Genomic DNA, 17772 nt, shown 5'->3' with positions numbered 1-17772 from the left:
GCAGGATCACGTCGGGAGAGTGGAGAAAGAAATGCAGTATCCCGTAGACATCGTCTGCTACCAGTGCACGATCGTGCTGCCCGTGCTCGACACTCCGGTCGCCCACACGGCCTGGTGGCGGTTCATGGACGAGCACGCCTATCACCCGGTCGAGATTCTGTGGGAGCACTCCGAGGCCCGGGAGCGGATCGACATCGATTACATCGAGGTGGACAGCGACATCTCCAGCGACCCGTCGCTCGCCGAGTACGCGGGCGACGAATGGACGGGCCGTCCGCTGGCTCTGCACCCCCGGCCCGTCGCCCGTGCGGTGGCTGAGGTCGTGCTGCGTGCCCAGGAGGCCATGGACGCGCACGAGTGGCGGGCGGCGCCGGCCGACGCGGCCGTGGCCGTGGGCATCGTGCAGTCCATGGATTTCGCGCCGCCGCCCGGGGAGACGGTCGACGCCGCCGCTGTGCTCGCCCGGTCGGCCGCTGTGGAGGCGGCTCGGGAGAGGCTTCATCAGGCTGCGGCCGAACCGGTCGGTGGGGACTTCGGCGCTCTGCTGAAGGAACTCCTGCTCGCTCTGCCCTCCCCGGCGGACCTGCCCGTGGATGAGCTGATCGCCGAGAGCGGTCCGCTGGCCTCCCCTCGGCTCTGGGACGCCGAGCGGGCGCTGCGCCTCATCCAGCACCTCGTCGACGGGATCACGCTCCGCTAGGAGGACGGGACGAAGGGGGGCGGTCCGCGATGAGCGGACCGCCCCCCTTCGTCTTCCGTGCCGATCAGGGAATCTGCTGGTACAGCGCCGTGATCTGGTTGGCGCTCAGGGTGTAGTTCCAGGCCTGGACGTCACTGACCATGCCGGGGAGGTAGTCGGTCTGGTTGCCGTCGTAGAGCGCGCGTCCGACGGTGAAGGAGCCGGTGCTGCTCAAGGGGGTGACCCCTGTCGTGGTGGCGGCGAGGGCGCCGTTGACGTACAGGCGTCCGGTGTGGGTGGCGGCGTTGTACGTGCCGACGAGGTGGGTCCAGGCCCCCGCGGTCGCTCCGGCCGCGTAGGCCACGTGCGAGGTCGGGTCGGCCACGTCGCTGTCCGTGAAGGCCATCGACCAGGCGGGCTTGCTCTGGGACGAGTAGTCGTACTTGAGGAAGAAGGCGCTGTCCTCGGTGCCGTCCTGGGCGGCGACCGCGACGTTGTGGGTCGGGAGCGACGCCAGGTTCACCCAGGCCGAGACCGAGTAGCTGCCCGTCGTGTCGAGTACCTGAGCGCTGCTCGTTGCGTCGCCGCTGGTGCCGTCCAGGGTCAGGACGGTGCCCCTGGTGGCGTCGGTCGTCCAGGTCGTCGTGCCGTTCAGGGTGAGCGGGCTGTTGCCCAGGTTGGAATTGGCCAGGTTGGCGTTGAGTGTGTTCAGGGAGTCGGTCGCCGCGGTGTCGGTGGCCACCGGCATGCCGGTGCCGTCGTCGAAGTTCCACGTGTCCTGGGGTGACAGCAGTGCCGTGGACAGCGCGCCGAACGCGGGGTTGGTGAGGTTGACGTGGTCACCGTAGTCGGCGCCGGAAGCGAGTCGCTCCTCGCCGTTGCTGTCGAGGGCGGGATCGGCGACGGCGGCGTCGAAGTCGGCGAAGTACACGGCCGGGGTGGCCCAGGGGTTGCCCAGGTTCATGCCGCCGAGGAAGGCGTTGACGTCGGTGCGATAGCCGTCGACCGTGCTGGTGCACGGGTCGTTCGGCGTCGCGCCGTCGCCCGTGAAGCCGTCGCAGGGGGTGAGGGAGGTGAGGACGACGTTGATGCCCCATGCCTGCAGTTGCTGTACGAGGGCGGTGTAGCCGTTGCCCTCCAGGTCGTCGCTGGTGCTGCCGGCGAGCAGGTCTTCCAGCCCTTCGTCGACGATGACGGTGTTGATTCCGGGTTGGTCGAGGATGTCGCGGTCGATGCGTGAGAGGGCGGCCGGTCCGCCGATGGTCGAGCCGTTGTACGTCTCGGGGTTGTCGGTCATCAGCTGGTTCGACTCGATGCCTTCGGCGAGCACGCCGTAGGGCGTCGTGGCCGTGGGCTCGGCGGCGGTCAGTGCGTCGGAGACGCGGTAGCCGTTGGAGTTGGGCAGCGTGGTGTCCGGTTGGAACGGGTCGACCAGGTGGTCGCCCAGCACGGCCTCGGTGGGCACGTTCGCGGACGTCACGTCGAGGCCCGTGACCAGGTCCGTGAAGTTGCCGTACGCGGCGGCGTTGGTGGTGAACGGCGTGCCGGTGGCGTCGGTGGTCAGATCGCCCGAGCCGACGGCGCTGACGTATTCGTAGGAGCCGGTGGCATAGGAGTGCTGGACCAGGTAGGGAACGGAGTTGGTGAGGTCGTAGGAGACCAGCAGATACTGGCCCGCGGTGACGTTGAAGCTGATGGGGTCGCTATACACCATGCCGCCTTCGGGCACGGTGACCGACTGGCCGCCGCCGAACTTCAACGTGCTGATCGTGCCGGTGGGTACCGCCGAGGGGGACGAGGCGTTGGAGCTGAGCGCGATCGTCGCGTGCCCGATGGACAGCTTGCTGGTTCCCAGGCCGTTGTCCAGCTTGATGCGCACCGTGCCTCCGGACAGCGAGGGCTTGAGCGCGATGCGGAAGGACTGGTTGGAGAAGTTGCCGCTGAGGAAGTCGTAGTTGCCCTCGTTGGCGTTGGCCCAGGCGCCGCTCCAGGACTGTCCGGAGGCCGCGCCGGCGTAGGTGCCGTTCGCCTCCGGAGTGCCCGCCGTGGTGTTGCGCGTGCCCATCGCGAAGATGTGCAGTGCCTGTTCGTGCGGGCCGGTGCCGGTGGAGATGTCGGGAAGGGTGACCGAGGAGACGGTCTTGGCCGGGTCGAGGGGGACGGAGAAGGCGTAGAGGCGCCGGGAGGCGGTGGTCTGGCCGGCCGCCGCGTTCTTGTGCGGCAGGACGACGGCGGCGATGGGGTTCACCGCGGACGTCCAGTCGGGGACGGTCAGGTCGTACGTCGTGCTGGTGCCGTCCGTGTAGGTGATGGTGCCGGTTCCGGGGCAGGCCCCGGTCGGTGTGGTCCCCGAGAAGCAGTAACTCCCCGTGACCGACGTACCGGCAGGCACGTAGGGAGCCGTGGAGTCGCCCGCGATCGATCCGGGGTTGGACATGCCGGCGCCGGTCGAGGTCCCCACGAACACCAGGGCGTTGCCGGAACCGCCGAAGGTGATGGTCTGGTTGCCGGCCAGGACGTTGTCCTTCTGGCCGGAGCCGAAGGCGGGCAGGACGAGGCTGGCCCCGTCGACGGTCACCTTCCCACCGCTCGTCCATCCGGCGCCCGCCATGTCGGTCGCGGACAGGCTGTTGCCGGAACCGTCCAGGTCGGCCTGGCCCATGTTGCTGTCGGAGCTGATGCCGGTGTTGTCGAAGCAGGCGGTCAGGCTGGCGCACGTGGTGCCCGGATGACCGGCCGCGATGAACGGATAGGCGAACTCGCCCGAGTCGTCACCGGCGCCGTCGACCGAGTACACGTACAGGGTGTGCGGGCCGGGAGACGGCGGGGTGATCGAGACGGTCGCGCTGTTGGTCGTCGTCGTGACGTACTGGCCGGCCGGCGGGTTGCTGGTGGTCGGCGGGACGTCCAGGTGGTAGACGAACTTGGTCGCGGTGGTGCCGGCACCCTTGAGGTCGAACTTGCCGACGGTGCCCGCGGCTGCTCCGACAACGCTGTCGTCCTGATCGGTGTTGGGATACAGGTTGTTCTCCGACGTCACCGTCGGAGTGTCGGGCGCGGTGGGTTCAGCCGTGAAATGACAGGTGGGGGACTGGGTGTAGGAGGTGCCGGTCATCCCGTCGCTGACCTTGACGTCCCAGTCCACGATCTTGCCGTTTACCAGACCGGAGATGAAGGAGGACGGCAGCGAGACGCTCGCGTAGGTGTTGCTGGAGAGGTTGTCGCCGCTGACCAGAGTGGACTTGGTACTGGATCCGTCGACCCAGTACTGGAAGGTCGCCTGGAGTTTGTCCGCGTTCGGATCGGAGATCTTGGCCTTCAGCACCGGTGGCGTCGAGGCGATGGTCTTGCCCATGTACGGGTAGTAGGGCCCGGTGGTGTCACATGCCGCGTCGTCCGCGCCGGAGACCGCTGACATGGTGCCGGCGGTCGGGGCGCTCGGCGGGTTGTCGAAGAAGATCTGCAGCGTGGGGTTGTGCGAGAAGCGTTTGAATCCCAGGTCGTTGTGGCTGGACTCCATCGAGTCCTCGCTCAGCGTCGCCGTGAAGGTGCTGGAGTGCCCGCTGGCCGCGCTCTTGATCGGGGTGAGGACGTTGAGCCCGTTCGTGACCGACCCGTTCGAGGGGCAGTACGTCGGGTTGTAGGCGGGCCCGAAGCTCGCGGAGGTGGAGTAGCTGTTGTAGTGGGGGCGATTGCTCCAGTCCGTACCCGAGCCGATGCCCTTGGACCAGTGGAGGTTCACGGTGGCGGTGGTCGAGCACGAAGCGGAGTAGATGTCCGTGGCGTCCACCTCGGCGCTGCTGATGGTCGCGCCCCAGATGGTTTTGGACAGCGACCACTGGTAGATCGAGTGCTCGTCGCCGGTGTTGCAGTAGCCCTCGGGCCAACCGTTGTAGCCGACGCCGAGGTTGCCGTTGTCGGCCAGGGCCGTCGTCTTGTTGTAGAACGACGTGCCCGGGCAGCCCTGCTTCACCTCGTCGAACGCGGGACTGGTGTAGTCGACGGGATGCCAGTTGACGGACGGGTCCACGTAGACGGGCCACACGGTCGAACGGGCGGCGAGCATACGGGCGTTCGGCAGGAGCGTCAGTGCTCCCGAGGTGACTTCGGCACGTACGGGCGCGACACGGGCCGCGAGACCGGGATGGCCGGCGTCCGAGGCGTCCGCTGCGACCTTGGCTCCGGCGGGCAGGCGCGTGGCCGGCAGGGTGCGGTTGGAGTCCCACTGCAGGGGGGCGGGCGCGTCGGCGACCACGCGACCCTGACGGTTGGTCACCGTCAGGGTGCCGTCGCCGTTCTGGGTCATCCGACCGGCCCGTACCTTCGTGCCCAGGCGCAGCGCGGAGAGCGCCGGGTTCTTCGCGGCTTGCGCGGAGTGCACGACCAGGGTGTCGCTCAGACCTCCGGCGGGGGTCGCCGAGACCAGCAGGTCCACGCCGGGCATCACGGAGCGGTAGGTCGCGGTCTCCCCCGAGACCACCGGAGTGGGCAGCCTCGTCGGCCAGGACAAGGACAGCGACACCCCGCTCGAACGGGTCACCGCGAGCGGGCCGTTGCCGCCGCCGGAGAACGCGACCCTTCCGTAGGCCGTGGCCCTGGGCGCCCAGGTGCCGTCGGCCTCCCGCCGCAGGCGCAGGTCGACGGGGGCCCATCGGCCGGCCTGCTCGACCCGCACGGGGATCGGGTTGGACGAGAGGCCGAACTTCCCGGAAGGCAGGGCTTCTACGGCCTCGGTCGGCGTGGTCAGCGCGTCGACGGCGACGGCCTTGCCGGTCCGGACCGCCCGGACCGCCGCCGCCTGCATCGCGGCCTGCTCGGCCGGGGTCGTGCCGTACCCGCTGGGCAGCGGGACCAGGTTCTTCGCCTGCGGTGCGCTCTTGCCCAGGGGTTCGGTGGAGCCCGTGGAACTCCTCACCTGCGAACCTGAGGTGGCGGCCTGGGCCGGGGCGAGACCGAAGGTGCCGAGACCCAGGGCCAGAAGCCCGGTCACGGCGACTCGGCGCCAGCCCGAGCGCCGACCGGCGTGGGGTATGTGCATGGGTTGGGACTCTCCAAGTCGACACCGGAAGACCGGCTGAGCCAAAGGGTGGGGAGCGGTCGAGAACCGGCGGTGCGCCCTCCCCGCTGTGAAGAGTCTGTCCGGCACCAGTTCCTTCGCTGGGCATGCTCATCCCAAATCTGGGCAAGGGGATCTTTAAGCATCTTTGCCCTGTCGACCTTGGGATTTCATGGCCGCCCAACGAGGCTCGCCGACCTGGTCGACGCCGACGCGGTGGAGCAGGAGCCGACGGTAGGTCCGCTCGATCACCCGCCGCTTCGGGATCTGGGTGAAATCCCTGGTCCCGGGTGTGCGGGTGGTGATTTCCCTGTCGGTGCCGAGGGTGCCGAGGGTGCCGAGGGTGCCGAGGGTGCCGAGGGTGCCGAGGGTGGCGGCGTGCTCGGCGAGGTGCTGGTGGTAGCCGCCGTCGGCCCACACCTTGCGGACGCCGGTGGAGGTCTTGGCGCTCTGGGCGTCGGTCACACAGGCCGACGGCTCGGCGTCCCGCTCCTCCTTCTGCCGCAACAAACGACCTCTCGGCCGCAACGGCGCCGGCGACGCCGCAGCGTGATCTCCGCCTCGCTGCCGCGGGCGCGTCCGCTGTGGGACTTGAGTCAGGTCATGAGGTCCAGATCGGATCGTCCGGAGCGGGCCGTCCCGAGAAGCGCTGGAGTGGATCTCCGGCCAGCGAGAGCTGGCGGCGCGCGGTGGTGATGAAGTTGTTCTGCGCTGATTCCACATGCAACCGCAGAACGAGCCAGCTCTCCTCGGGGGTCAGGCCACGTTTGACTATGGTGTGGAGGCGCCATATTTGCTCATCGAGGGCGTGGGCGGCTTCCGCAATGTCCTTCTCGGCGACAAGGTTCACCATGCTCAGGGCTTCGTTCCATGGTCTCCAGTCGATGGTGGTGGGGACCACGACACCCTGGGGAACGGAGTCGGGGCGACTGTTCTCCATCTCGCCAAGGTCCACGAGTACGCTTGACGATTCGCGAAGTACACGTGCGCACGTTGCCGCCACTTGGTCCCGGACCCAGTGTCTGTCTTGCGCCCTCCTGCTGACCGCGCTCCCTGCGAAGACGCCGATCAGAGTGGTCGCGACTGCTCCAACAGGGGCGGCAAACAAGCTCCACAGCGCAGACATGAGACTCATTTTGACGTGATGAGGGATCGGCCCACACCAGTTTCAGCGGCGAACAACAGATCGGTGACCGTGAGCATGCCTCAGGGTGCTCTACCTTCTTGATCCGGTACGGATCGACATCGTCGGCCCCTACCTCGCCCTGCTGGGCGCCTGTCGCCTCCACCTCGCCGAGCTGCGCGGCGTGTTCGGCGGACTGCTCGCCGGATGCGGGGGCCACGCCGACGCCCGGTACTCCGGCACCCAGGAGGAGACCGATCGCGTCTGGCAGCTCCTTGAGCGACTGGCGCCGGTCGCCGGGCCCGGCGACCCGCGCCCACTGCTCCCCGCACCGCGCAAGCAGTACCTGGACCTCCCGACGATGCGGAGGTTGTGAGCCTCGTACCTTGTCTTCCCAGATAGACGCGTCACGCTGCGCGGCCGTCAGCTAAGAGGATCAGCGGCAGACGTAGGCTGTCCCGACTATCAGCCGGAGGAGTGTCACACCATGGAACCGACCGTCGACAGGCCAACAGCGCCGCAGGTTACCGCCGCAGACATCCGTACTCTTATGGACTCTTCTGCCGAACTCCCCGTTCTGTACATCAACTACGGTCCCGGTGACGACGGGGGCACCGAAGCGGAGTTGGACGTGTGGGCCGCAGGCCTGGTCCACCAGCCCGACATCGTCCTTACCCGAGCGACCGCTCTGGACTTGCTCGGTGAGGAACCCAACAGCGAGACCATCGCGGCGTTCCTGCCGAAGGTTCAGAAATCCGTGGACCAGATGATCTCGGACCGAGGCATGTGAAGCATTCGGCAGTGGACCGCCGTACGACCTCCTGAACACGGCCCTGGCCCGGCCACGGCTCTGACCTGCTGGGGTCGGGGCCATGGCCGGGCCGAACTTTACGACTAGGCAGGCCCCGCAGCCCCGTTATGTTTTCCGCGGTCCTGCAAGAGTCCCGGTGGCCTCCGGGCCCGGCATGACTGATCCCCCCTATCGAGTGGATGACAATGCCGTTGCTTTAGTGGTCGTGCCACCGGCTGTTCAGGAGTCCGCCCGCAGCGCCTGGGTCACCGCCCTCACCCCGTGCGTCGAGGACGAACCGCAGCAGACCCGGGTGTTGCACTGGAACGGCCGCACCTGGCTCGATGTCACGGGGCCGGTCGACGGACTGTGGGCCAGTGCCGTCACCGGCGACGGCAAGGGCACCGTCGGGGTCTCCGGCGGCTGATCCGGCGTTCGACTCGCCGAGCCGGAGACCACGGCGGTGCGGCGCAGGCCCGTCGGACGCCCTGTTCAGCGGGCCCCGGCCCCTCTCCGGTGTGCGGTGAGCCGTTGGGCAAGGGTCACCGAGCGGCGGGGTCGGCGTGCGTGCTGTGGGCGGCGGTCGGCTCGGACAGCGCCGCGTGGCGCAGGTGTTCGGCCAGCGCCGGGGTCGCGACCGACTCCGCGTCGCCCTTGACGCCCCAGGCCAGGAGATGGCGGCGGCCGGCCCAGGGGTCCCGCAGTTCGCACACGTCGAGGGACAGAAGAGGATCGACGGCACGGCGAGGCACGACGGCGAGCCCGACACCGGCGGCGGCGAGGGCGACCAGGACGCCCAGGTCGGCGACGGTGGTGCGGTGGCGCACCGCCGGTGCGTGGGGACCGAGGTGCTTCTCGATCCAGCGGCGCAGCGAGGAGTCGTCGTCGAGCCCGACGAGGGGGTGCTCGGCGACCTCGCCGTAGGTCAGCGAGGTCCGTCCGGCGAGGATTCCTCCGCTCTGGCCGATCACCACCAGGGAGTCGTCGCCGAGGGGCTCCATGCGCAGCCCGCAGTCGTGGGCCTCGTCGTCCAGGACGACCCCCAGGTCCGCCTCGCCGTCGGCGAGCATCCGCACGGTCTGCGGGGTGCGGCTCTCGGCGACCCTGACGTCGATGTCCGGGTGCGCGCGGAGGAACGAGATCAGGGCCCGCGGTACGAGCCGGTGCATCGCGGAGCCGCCGCCCAGCAGCGTCAGCGGGGCGGTCGGAGACCGGGTGTAGCTCGCGACGGCGCTTTCGAGCAGCGCGGTCCGGTCGAGCACTTCGCGCGCGTGGCGGGCCAGCGTCGTGCCCGCCGGAGTGGGCCGTACGCCTCGCCGGCCGCGGATCAGCAGGGCCACACCGGCGTGGTGCTCCAGTGAGCGCACCCTGGCGCTGGCCGAAGGCAGGCTCAGATGCATACGGCGAGCGCCCGCCGTGATCGACCCCTCGGTGACGACATGAAGAAAGAGCCGCAGGTCGTCCAGGTCATAACGCACTCACCCAGCCTAAGGCTCAGCCTCAGGCTGGCTACAGCGATGACGCATTGTGGACCCGCTCGTCACCGGGCGATGCTCGGCGCATGGTCGAGCTGTCCCTTGTCCTGCTGGCCGGCGTCGCCGCTGGAGTCCTGAACTCCATGGGCGGCGGAGGCACGTTCGTGGCGCTCCCCGCTCTCGTCGCGTTCGGCCTGTCACCGGTCACGGCGAACGCGGTGTCGCGGGTCGCTCTCGTCCCCGGTGCCATGGCCGGCGCATGGGTGTACCGAGACGCGCTCACCCCGCTCGGGCCCACCTCCACGAAGGTGCTGACCGTGATCAGCGCCGTGGGTGGTGGAGTCGGCGCCGGGCTGCTGCTGGTGCTGCCCGCGTCGTCGTTCGACACCGCGGCTCCGTGGCTGCTCGCCTTCGCCACGCTGGTCCTCGCCTTCGGCCGGCGCCTCTCCAGGGGGCTGAGCAGCGTGCTGGGCCGCTCGGCCGACATGAGTTCGCGAGCCGTTCTGGTCGGACAGTTCGTCCTCGCTGTGTACGGCGGATACTTCGGCGGTGCCGTAGGCATCCTGATGATGGCCCTGTGGAGCATCGGCCTCGGCCTCGACGCCGCCGCGAGCAACCCGATGCGGATCACCCAACTCGCGGCCATCTACCTCAGCGCGACGGCCCTGTTCCTCATCGCCTCGGACGCGCTGAGCGCTCCCCGTCTCCTCGCCGCCATGCTCGTCGGCGCCGTGGCCGGGGGCTTCGGCGGCGCCCACCTCGCCCGCCGACTGCCCGCCTGGCTGCTGCGCGGCGTCATCCTGACGACGGCGGTGACGACGACCGTCCTCTACTTCCTGCGCGGCTGACCCGTCGATGGGGAGCCGCGGTCCCGATCGACGCGTCCGCCTTCCAGTCCTGGGCCGTACGGGTGTATTTCTCGGCGGACGATCACATGAGTCGCGTACTGGTTGTCATACGGGTATGACGATCGACGTTCTGTCTCAGCAGCCCATGCCGTCCCATCCGCACCGCCGGGACGGGAAGGCCCCCCTGCCCAGCCCCGAGGAGCGCGCCAGGCTGCGCCGGGCGTGGCGGCTCACCGAGGAGCATGTGGCCGTGGCGTTCGGCGTGACCGAGGCGACCGTACGGTCCTGGGAGGCGGGCCGTACCGCGCCGACAGGCCTGCGGCGGGCAGCCTACGCGGCGTTCCTCGGCGGCCTGGCCCAAGGCCTGGTTCCCGCCCCGGCCACTCCCGATGCGGCCCGGTGCGCGGGGCGTCCGTCCCGTCGGAGCGCCCGCCGTCGCGTCGTGCGGGCAGTGGAGGAGCACCCGCCTGTCGTCGCCGCGCCGCCAGGCCGAACGGCGCCCGGGGGAGTGGAGGTCATGCCGGGCCGGGCACCGGCGACGCTCGGTGTGCCGGTGGGGGCCGGGCCCGACCCGGTGTCGGCCGGACGTCGCCGCAGGTTCCGGTTCGTGACAGTGGCGGCCGGGGCCTGGACCGTCGTACTGCACCTCATGATGACGACGCCTCCGCCCCACCCCTAGAGACGCACGGCGGACCATCCGGGCGTCGTGACAACGCGCCCAACCCTCTGTCGTGACATCCGAGCGGGTCCACCGGACGGCGCGGGAGTCATACGCGGCCCGTGACCGTCACGGTGACCCGTGGTGCTGCCTGCGCGGGGTGTACGGCGAGCAGGTGGTGCTCGACGGCGTCACGGACGGCACGGGCCACGTCCAGCGCCCTGGTCCGGCGGAGGGCCACGAGGTGGATCTCCACGCACCAGGGGCTGTCACCGTCCGACCGGACCATCCGCACTCCGGCGGTGGGCGTGCCGGTGGTGCCCGGCCCGGGCCGGGACAGCGCGGAACGCAGCCGGTCGGTGACGCCCGGCCGGAGGAAGGCCACGCCCGGCACGCCCTCCGCGGTGTCTGCGACCTCCTTGATGAGTGCCGTGGGCGCTGTGGTGGTGTGCGCGGTCATCGGGCACCACCTTCCTGGCCGTCGGCCGGAGTGGGGACGAGGTCGGTGACACGGATGTCCACGGCCGCTATGGCCATGCCCAGCTCACGGTCCGCGGCCTCCAGGAGCCGTTCCCGTACCTGCTCGGCGAGGTACGGGATGGAGACGCCGGCCGGTGCGTGGATGTCGAGGCACACCGCGACGCCCTGGTCCATCGCGCCGTCCGCAGTCTCGTCGGCGCGGAGGTCGCGCAGGCGGCAGGAACCCGCCCGGACGCCGGTGACCGACTCGACCGCGGCGCGCAGGACGCGCGCGGCCACCGCCTCCATGACCCACAGATCCTCGGCGGGTCCGCCCAGCGGCAGCGGGCGGCCGGGACGCAGTTCGAGGCGTACGAGGTCCATGACGCGCCGGGTCAGTGTCGTGGTGTCGAGGGCGGAGTCCGCCTCCTCGTTGCGGAGGTCGCGCACCGCGGTCTCCAGCTGGTCGAGTCCGCGCACGGCGTCCCGGCAGTGCGGGCACGCGTGCAGATGGGTGTCGTCGGGGTGCCGTTCCCAGTCGTCCCAGACCTGGGACAGGGGCCGTCCGCACGGCAGGAGTTCGTCGTCGCCGTGGGCGGACGTGTCGTTCGGCGGGTCGGTGCGGTCGGTCATCGCCAGGCCCCCAGAGCTTGTGTCAGACAACGGCGGGCACGGAAGACGCGGGCGCGCACGGCATCCTGGCTGATGCCGACCGCGTCCGCGATGAACTCGTACGACTGGCCGTCCAATTCTCTCAGGACCCAGCAGGCGCGCTGTTCGACCGAGAGCAGATCGAGGGCTTCCCGCAGTTCACGGACGGCGTCGCGGGCCTCGGTGATCCGGGCCGGAGACGTGCTGTACTCGGCCGCGGGCACGTCGGCCGCCGCCTCCAGGGGCACCGCCGGACGACGGGCCCGCAGCACGTTCAGACAGCGGTTGGTGACGATCCGGTACGTCCACGTCCCGAAGGAGGCCTGGCCCCGGAACTCCGGCAACCTCCGCCAGGCGCTGAGGAAGGCGTCCTGCACGGCGTCCTCCCCCTCGGCCTGCGACCCGAGCAGACGGACGGCCAGCCCGAGCAGCGCCGGCGCGTGACGCTGGACGAGGACCGCGAACGCGTCCTCGTCCCCTTCCGCCGCCCGGACGGCCAGCAAGGCGTCGTCCGTGTCGCCCCGGCTGTCCGGCGGCACGGTGTCCGGTGATGCGGTCTGTCTGCGGGCCCCCGCCACTGGGTGGCTCCTCTCGTACGGTCTCCGAAGGTTGGACACCTTCCCGGCGTGCCTGTTACGGACCAGTTCGCCGGACAGGTGCCGTATGGATGCGTCGCGTGGGCGATTTCCCTCGCGCGGGGGTCCGGCTCGCGGTTCCGGCGCCCTCCGGAGCGACCGGTCGAGGTATTTGCGGGTACCCGCGTCACAGACCGGAACACCGCGGGTCTGACCCGGTGTGAGCAACTCGTCGATCAGTACCCCTACGAAGGGACGCCCCATGACCACGCAGACGGCACCCGCCGAGAAGGAACTGCCCGCCTCGCGGACCGGCAGGACCGCGCCGACCACGACGGCCGTGTCCGGGGGTGCGGCCGGGGCCGACCAGCCGGCCGCGAACCGGGGCAGGACGTCGATCGCCGATGTCGTCGTCGTGAAGGTGGCCGGCATCGCGGCCCGCGAGATCCCGGGCGTCTACGACATGGGCGGCGGGCTCTCCCGCACGATCGGCGCCGTGCGCGACCGCGTGCCGGGCGGGCGGCCCAACGTGGGGCGTGGCGTCAAGGTCGAGGTGGGCGAGCGGCAGACGGCCATCGACCTGGACCTGGTCGTCGAGTACGGCGTGGCCATCACGGAGGTGGCCGAGGAGGTGCGGGAGAACGTGATCTCCGCGGTGGAGCGCATCACCGGCCTGGAGGTCGTCGAGGTGAACATCACCGTCAACGACGTCCGCCTGCCCGACGAGGAGGAACCCGCTGCCGTGGCCGCGACCCGGGTCGAGTGACGGCGGTTCGGCACGGCGTATGCGGGAGTCGACGTGGGTGAGAGGTGGATGGGCATGAGTACACCGTTCGTGGGCATGAGCGCGGGCATGGCCCTGGCGTTCGCCGGGTACTTTGGCGGATTCGGCGCCTTCCTGCTCGTGGCCGCCCTCGGCGGCCTGGGCTGGGCGGTGGGCCGGTGGATCGAGGGCGGCGGCAGCGCGCAGGACGTACGGGACATGTTCGAGCGGAGTCGTCGATGACCGCCGCCGGGCAGCGCGGGACCACCACGGTCTCGGAGCGCGCCGTGCGCAGGATCGCCGAGCGGGCGGCCGTCGAGGCGCTGCCCGGTCCGGGTGGTGGCCGGGCGCCCGAGGCGTCCGTGTCGGTACGCGGCAGCCGGGCCGAGGTGTCCCTCGGCGTGACGTTGCCCTACCCGGCACCGCTGGCCGAGACGGTCAGCGGCCTCCAGAAGTACGTGACCGGGCGCACGAGCCGACTGACCGGGCTGGACGTGCCGTACACCCGGATCGGCGTCACCGGACTCACCCCGTCGGCGTCACCGGGCGCGATCCCGGCTCCGGCGACCGGGGCCTCGTCCGGCTCCCCGGCCCAGGAGGCCGCACAGGGTGCAGGCAAAGGCCGTACGCCCAGGCGTAGTTGGTCCCGGCGCCGGGTTCCGGCCGGACTGCTCGCCGCACTGGCCGCAGCAGGCTGTGGGGCCCTCGCCGTCGACCTCGTGCGCGTGCACACCTGGCACCGGGCGCCCGAGGCCTGGCGCGTCTCGGCCGTGGACTGGCTCTCCGGACACGGGCCCGGCGACCCCGAGGTCGTGATCATGGGCGGCCTGATGGTCCTGGCCGGCCTGTGGACGCTCCTGCTCGCCGTCACCCCCGGACGGCGCGGCCGGTCGACGGTCCACACCCCGGCCGCCCGGGTCCACGCGACCGTGGACCGATCGGCCGTCGAGGGCCTGGTCCGCGACACGGTGGGCCGTACGGACGGCATCGGCACGGTCCGCGTGCGGGCACGGAGCCGACGTATCACCGTGCGCGCCGGACTCGTCCACGGCGACCGGGCGGACGCGGCTGCCGCGGCCACGACGGCGGCCCGCGATGCCCTGACCGCCTGCCACCTGCGCCGTACTCCCCGGGTGCGGGTCACCGTGGCTCCGGAACCGGGTTGGCAACCGCTGGTGAGGGACAAGGGCGTGACCCCGGACACCGACGCGAAGACGAACACCGACACGAACACGAACACAGGCACGAACACGGACACGAAGGTGAACGTGGATCCGGCCGAGCCCGCCCGCATCCCGGCCCCCGACAGCCTCGTGGGAGGTGACGCGTGATGCGGCAATCCCGTACAGCCGTCAACCGTTTCGCACTCGGGGCCGTCGGCCTGGCCCTGCTTCTCGCCGGCTCGTGGCTCGTCGCCGCGGACCGTGCCGTCGCCGACCGGCTGCCGTCCTGGTGGCCGAGCGCAGAGACGGGCGCCGGTACCGGCTCCGTGCTGCTCGACCGCGACCGGCTGGCGCAGTTGCGTGGCACAGGCTGGTGGACGCCTACGATCATGGCCGTGACCATCGCCCTGACCGTGCTCCTGACCTGCTGGGCCCTCGCCCAGCTGCACTCCGGCCCGGCCCGCCGGCTGGCCCTGCCCACGGCCGGGGCCACCGTGCGCCCCCAGGCACTGGCGGAGGCCCTGACCGCACGGACGGCGGCACTGCCGGGCGTTGCCCGCTGCCGCGTCGGCGTCCGGCCCCGCTCCCGGCAGCGACTGGACATCGGTCTCCGGGTGTGGCTGCGTCCGGACACGCCCCCGGAGGAGGTACTGCCCGCCCTGTGCGCGGTGGTGGCCGAGGCCGAGGAGGCGGCGGCGCCGTACACCGCCCACACCCGCCTGCGCCTGGGCGCACGTCCGCACCGCCGGCCTCGTGTCCGCTGACCCGTACGCCGGCGATGACCGCCGCGCACTCCGGACCCCACTGCCCGCCACCTGGTGGCCGGCGCTGCGGCGGACACCCGTGTCCCTGTGGAACGACGACATCACCGACCACGCGGCGGCGCTGACGTACTACGCGATCCTGGCCGTCCTGCCCGCGCTGCTCGTCACCGTCCTCGCGTTCGGGCTGATCAGCCCCGACACGGCCGAGCAGTTCGTCGCCCATGTCACGGCCTACGCCCCGGCCGAGTCGGGTGCCGACCTGAACGCGGTCATGTCCCGCGCACTGGACGCGGACGCGAAGGTCTGGCCGCTCCTCGTGGCGGGCACGGCCAGCGCGCTGTGGTCGGCCTCCAGCTATCTCGCCGTCTTCCGCCGCGCCCTGCACCGCATGCACCGGGTCCAGGACCGGCGTTCGCCCTGGCGCCGGGCTCCCCGCATCGTGTTGACCGCGCTCGCGCTGCTCGGGCTGCTCCTCGCCGGTTCCCTCGTTCTCCTGCTGACCGGTCCGCTCGCCGAGGCGGCGGGCCGGATCGCGGGCGCGGACACCACCGTGACCCTGGTCTGGAGCGTGCTGCGCTGGCCGCTGCTGCTGTGCCTGGTCGCCCTGCTGGTCCTGGTGGTTTTCCACACCGGTCCGGACCCGGCACGCCGACGTGCGCACAGCCTGCCCGGCGGCGTCCTGGCCGCCGCTCTGTGGCTGGCGGTCTCCGCGGGCTTCGCCTGGTACGCCGCCGGCCTGAACGCGTACAGCAGGCTCTACGGCTCCCTCGCGGGCGTCGTCGTCTTCCTCGTCTGGCTCTGGCTGTCCAACCTCGCCCTGCTCACCGGCGCGCAGTTCACCGCTGAACTCGCCCGCACCGCGTCCGCCGACACCCCGGTACGGCCGGAGGAGGGGCGGGTCGCCCTCCCGGGAGCCCTCCTCGGACAGCGGACGAGAAGGGCCGCCGGGGCCGAGCCGGCGGGCCACGACGTCTGAGGCGGTGCGCGGTGGGGTCACCCGATCGCCTCGTGCGGCAGGTGCGTCCGGCCGGTCCACCGACACCGTAGGGGGTGACGGGCAGCGCCGGTACGGCACAGCGCCGGCACAGCACTGACGTACTCGACGGACTGGACGGACCTGTGACGGACGAAGAGGCCAGGACCACGACCGGGGACGGGGCAGCGGCCCGGACCGCCCTGACCTGTCTGGTGACCGGTGCCAGCGGCTACATCGGCGGTCGGCTGGTGCCGGAGCTGCTGGACGCGGGTTACCGCGTACGCTGCGTGGCCCGCACCCCGCACAAGCTGCGCGACCATCCATGGGCCGGGCGCGTGGAGATCGTCCGGGGCGACGTGACCGACGCCGAGTCGACGGCACGGGCGCTGGACGGCGTGGACGTGGCCTATTACCTGGTGCACGCCCTGGGCAGCGGCCGGGACTTCGAGGGTGCCGATCGCGCGGCGGCCCGCGTCTTCGGCGAGCAGGCCCGCCTGGCGGGGGTCCGCCGCCTGGTCTACCTGGGCGGACTCACTCCCGACGGCGTCGCGGAGTCCCGGCTGTCGCCGCACCTTCGCTCGCGCGCCGAGGTCGGCCGCATCCTGCTGGACTCGGGTGTGCCGACCGCCGTGCTGCGCGCCGCAGTGATCATCGGCTCGGGCTCGGCGAGCTTCGAGATGCTGCGCTACCTCACCGAGCGCCTGCCGGTGATGGTGACCCCGCGCTGGGTGCGCACCCGTATCCAGCCGATCGCCGTACGGGACGTGCTGCGCGTCCTGGTGGGCTGCGCCGCTCTTCCCTCCGAGGTCAGCCGCGCCTTCGACATCGGAGGCCCCGACGTCCTCACGTATCTGGAGATGATGCACCGGTACGCGGCCGTCGCCGGTCTGCCCAAGCGGGTCATCCTGCCCGTGCCGGTGCTGACACCGGGCCTGTCGAGCCATTGGGTGGGCCTGGTGACCCCGGTTCCCGCCTCCATCGCCCGCCCGCTGACGGAGTCGCTGCGCCACGAGGTGGTGTGCGGGGAGCAGGACATCGAGCGGTACGTGCCCAGCCCGCCCGGCCGCCCTCTGGGCTTCGACCGTGCCGTCGCCCTAGCACTGCGACGCGTCCGCGAGGCCCAGGTCGCCACCCGCTGGTCCTCGGCCTCCGTGCCGGGAGCCCCCAGCGATCCGCTGCCCACCGATCCGGACTGGGCGGGCGGCAGCCTCTACAGCGACCTGCGCGAACTCGACACGGATGTCGCGCCGGACGCGCTGTGGCAGGTCATCGAGGGAATCGGTGGGGAGAACGGCTGGTACTCCTTCTCGCTCGCCTGGGTGGTACGCGGCTGGCTCGACCGACTGTTCGGCGGCGTGGGCCTGCGCCGGGGCCGACGGGACGCGCGGCGGCTGAGGGTCGGCGACTCGCTGGACTTCTGGCGCGTGGAGGAGATCGAGCGCGGCCGACTGCTGCGGCTGCGCGCCGAGATGCGGTTGCCCGGCCTGGCCTGGCTGGAGATGAGCGTGGAGGGCGACGCCGGCGGGCCCGTCCGGTACCGGCAGCGGGCGCTGTTCCACCCGCGCGGACTGCTGGGCCACCTCTACTGGTGGAGCATCTGGCCCTTCCACGCGGTCGTGTTCGGCGGCATGGCACGCAACATCGTCGGCGCCGCGAGCCGCGCGCGAGGGGAACGTCACGATCGTTGAGAGGGCGCCACGGGATCGCACCGCGTCGCATCCGGCTCCGTGCAGCCACCGTCCGTTCGCACGGCAGGCCGCCCCACTGCGGATCACGGGTTCCGGGCAGCGGT

General features: G+C 71.2%; 18 protein-coding genes and 1 pseudogene. 12 read left to right on the top strand and 7 right to left on the bottom strand.

From position 1 onward, the window contains the following. Positions 1–31 precede the first annotated feature (31 nt). Positions 32–700, top strand: a complete 669-nt coding sequence (locus CW359_RS18865; RefSeq protein ID WP_105971116.1) for a hypothetical protein — start codon at positions 32–34, stop codon at positions 698–700. A gap of 64 nt (positions 701–764) precedes the next feature. Here the strand turns inward: CW359_RS18865 and CW359_RS18860 are convergent, their stop codons facing one another. The 3 genes and pseudogenes from CW359_RS18860 to CW359_RS18850 form a co-directional block, all read right to left on the bottom strand. Next, the gene (locus tag CW359_RS18860; protein ID WP_105971115.1) at positions 765–5717 is read right to left on the bottom strand and encodes a LamG-like jellyroll fold domain-containing protein; all 4953 of its coding nucleotides are present in this window, start codon (positions 5715–5717) and stop codon (positions 765–767) included. 231 nt (positions 5718–5948) lie between these two features. Beyond that, positions 5949–6248: pseudogene (locus tag CW359_RS18855) on the bottom strand (hypothetical protein); the annotation flags it as partial. Positions 6249–6336: 88 nt separating this feature from the next. After that, complete coding sequence (locus CW359_RS18850) at positions 6337–6675, bottom strand: hypothetical protein (protein WP_157968581.1); 339 nt, start codon at positions 6673–6675, stop codon at positions 6337–6339. Positions 6676–6946: 271 nt separating this feature from the next. On the opposite strand from CW359_RS18850, the gene CW359_RS45320 reads away from it, so the two are divergent. From CW359_RS45320 to CW359_RS18835, 3 genes are all read left to right on the top strand, one after another. Then, on the top strand, positions 6947–7234 hold the full coding sequence (locus CW359_RS45320) for a hypothetical protein (RefSeq protein ID WP_157968580.1): 288 nt from the start codon (positions 6947–6949) through the stop codon (positions 7232–7234). Between the two features lie 111 nt (positions 7235–7345). Beyond that, positions 7346–7648: a hypothetical protein gene (locus CW359_RS18840; protein WP_105971112.1), complete on the top strand. Its 303-nt coding sequence runs from the start codon at positions 7346–7348 to the stop codon at positions 7646–7648. Positions 7649–7874: 226 nt separating this feature from the next. After that, the gene (locus CW359_RS18835) at positions 7875–8075 is read left to right on the top strand and encodes a hypothetical protein (RefSeq protein WP_157968579.1); all 201 of its coding nucleotides are present in this window, start codon (positions 7875–7877) and stop codon (positions 8073–8075) included. 115 nt (positions 8076–8190) lie between these two features. Here CW359_RS18835 and CW359_RS18830 read toward each other — a convergent pair whose 3' ends face one another. Then, positions 8191–9126, bottom strand: coding sequence for a LysR family transcriptional regulator (locus CW359_RS18830; RefSeq protein WP_105971110.1), 936 nt, complete (start codon positions 9124–9126; stop codon positions 8191–8193). Between the two features lie 83 nt (positions 9127–9209). Here CW359_RS18830 and CW359_RS18825 point away from each other — a divergent pair, with 83 nt between their 5' ends. Both CW359_RS18825 and CW359_RS47120 read left to right on the top strand, forming a co-directional pair. Further along, on the top strand, positions 9210–9971 hold the full coding sequence (locus CW359_RS18825; protein WP_105971109.1) for a sulfite exporter TauE/SafE family protein: 762 nt from the start codon (positions 9210–9212) through the stop codon (positions 9969–9971). A gap of 115 nt (positions 9972–10086) precedes the next feature. Further along, positions 10087–10650, top strand: coding sequence for a helix-turn-helix domain-containing protein (locus tag CW359_RS47120; RefSeq protein ID WP_105971108.1), 564 nt, complete (start codon positions 10087–10089; stop codon positions 10648–10650). A gap of 88 nt (positions 10651–10738) precedes the next feature. Here the strand turns inward: CW359_RS47120 and CW359_RS18815 are convergent, their stop codons facing one another. The 3 genes from CW359_RS18815 to CW359_RS18805 are packed head-to-tail and all read right to left on the bottom strand — an operon-like array spanning position 10739 to position 12317. Continuing rightward, on the bottom strand, positions 10739–11089 hold the full coding sequence (locus CW359_RS18815; RefSeq protein ID WP_105971107.1) for a hypothetical protein: 351 nt from the start codon (positions 11087–11089) through the stop codon (positions 10739–10741). Further along, positions 11086–11721 (bottom strand): Asp23/Gls24 family envelope stress response protein, encoded by a 636-nt coding sequence (locus CW359_RS18810; protein WP_105971106.1) that lies wholly within the window; start codon positions 11719–11721, stop codon positions 11086–11088. The genes CW359_RS18815 and CW359_RS18810 overlap by 4 nt, the downstream gene beginning before the upstream one ends. Then, positions 11718–12317: an RNA polymerase sigma factor gene (locus CW359_RS18805; RefSeq protein WP_105971105.1), complete on the bottom strand. Its 600-nt coding sequence runs from the start codon at positions 12315–12317 to the stop codon at positions 11718–11720. Before CW359_RS18805 ends, CW359_RS18810 begins: the two co-directional genes overlap by 4 nt. Positions 12318–12576: 259 nt before the next feature. Between CW359_RS18805 and CW359_RS18800 the strand changes: the two genes are divergently transcribed. The 6 genes from CW359_RS18800 (at position 12577) to CW359_RS18775 (ending at position 17668) form a co-directional block, all read left to right on the top strand. Further along, the gene (locus tag CW359_RS18800) at positions 12577–13080 is read left to right on the top strand and encodes an Asp23/Gls24 family envelope stress response protein (RefSeq protein ID WP_105971104.1); all 504 of its coding nucleotides are present in this window, start codon (positions 12577–12579) and stop codon (positions 13078–13080) included. 54 nt (positions 13081–13134) lie between these two features. Continuing rightward, the gene (locus tag CW359_RS18795; RefSeq protein WP_157968578.1) at positions 13135–13320 is read left to right on the top strand and encodes a hypothetical protein; all 186 of its coding nucleotides are present in this window, start codon (positions 13135–13137) and stop codon (positions 13318–13320) included. Next, complete coding sequence (locus tag CW359_RS18790) at positions 13317–14408, top strand: DUF6286 domain-containing protein (protein ID WP_198655276.1); 1092 nt, start codon at positions 13317–13319, stop codon at positions 14406–14408. Before CW359_RS18795 ends, CW359_RS18790 begins: the two co-directional genes overlap by 4 nt. Next, a complete protein-coding gene (locus CW359_RS18785) occupies positions 14408–15004 on the top strand; it encodes a hypothetical protein (protein ID WP_105971102.1) in 597 nt (198 codons plus the stop codon). The genes CW359_RS18790 and CW359_RS18785 overlap by 1 nt, the downstream gene beginning before the upstream one ends. Continuing rightward, the gene (locus tag CW359_RS18780) at positions 14994–15980 is read left to right on the top strand and encodes a YihY/virulence factor BrkB family protein (protein ID WP_105971101.1); all 987 of its coding nucleotides are present in this window, start codon (positions 14994–14996) and stop codon (positions 15978–15980) included. The genes CW359_RS18785 and CW359_RS18780 overlap by 11 nt, the downstream gene beginning before the upstream one ends. 200 nt (positions 15981–16180) lie before the next feature. After that, on the top strand, positions 16181–17668 hold the full coding sequence (locus tag CW359_RS18775; protein WP_198655282.1) for an SDR family oxidoreductase: 1488 nt from the start codon (positions 16181–16183) through the stop codon (positions 17666–17668). Positions 17669–17772 lie beyond the last annotated feature (104 nt).

It is taken from the genome of Streptomyces geranii, from assembly GCF_002954775.1.
Taxonomy (GTDB): domain Bacteria; phylum Actinomycetota; class Actinomycetes; order Streptomycetales; family Streptomycetaceae; genus Streptomyces; species Streptomyces geranii.
Note: the sequence above shows the minus strand (reverse complement) of the source record. Positions and strands in the feature narration are given on the sequence as shown.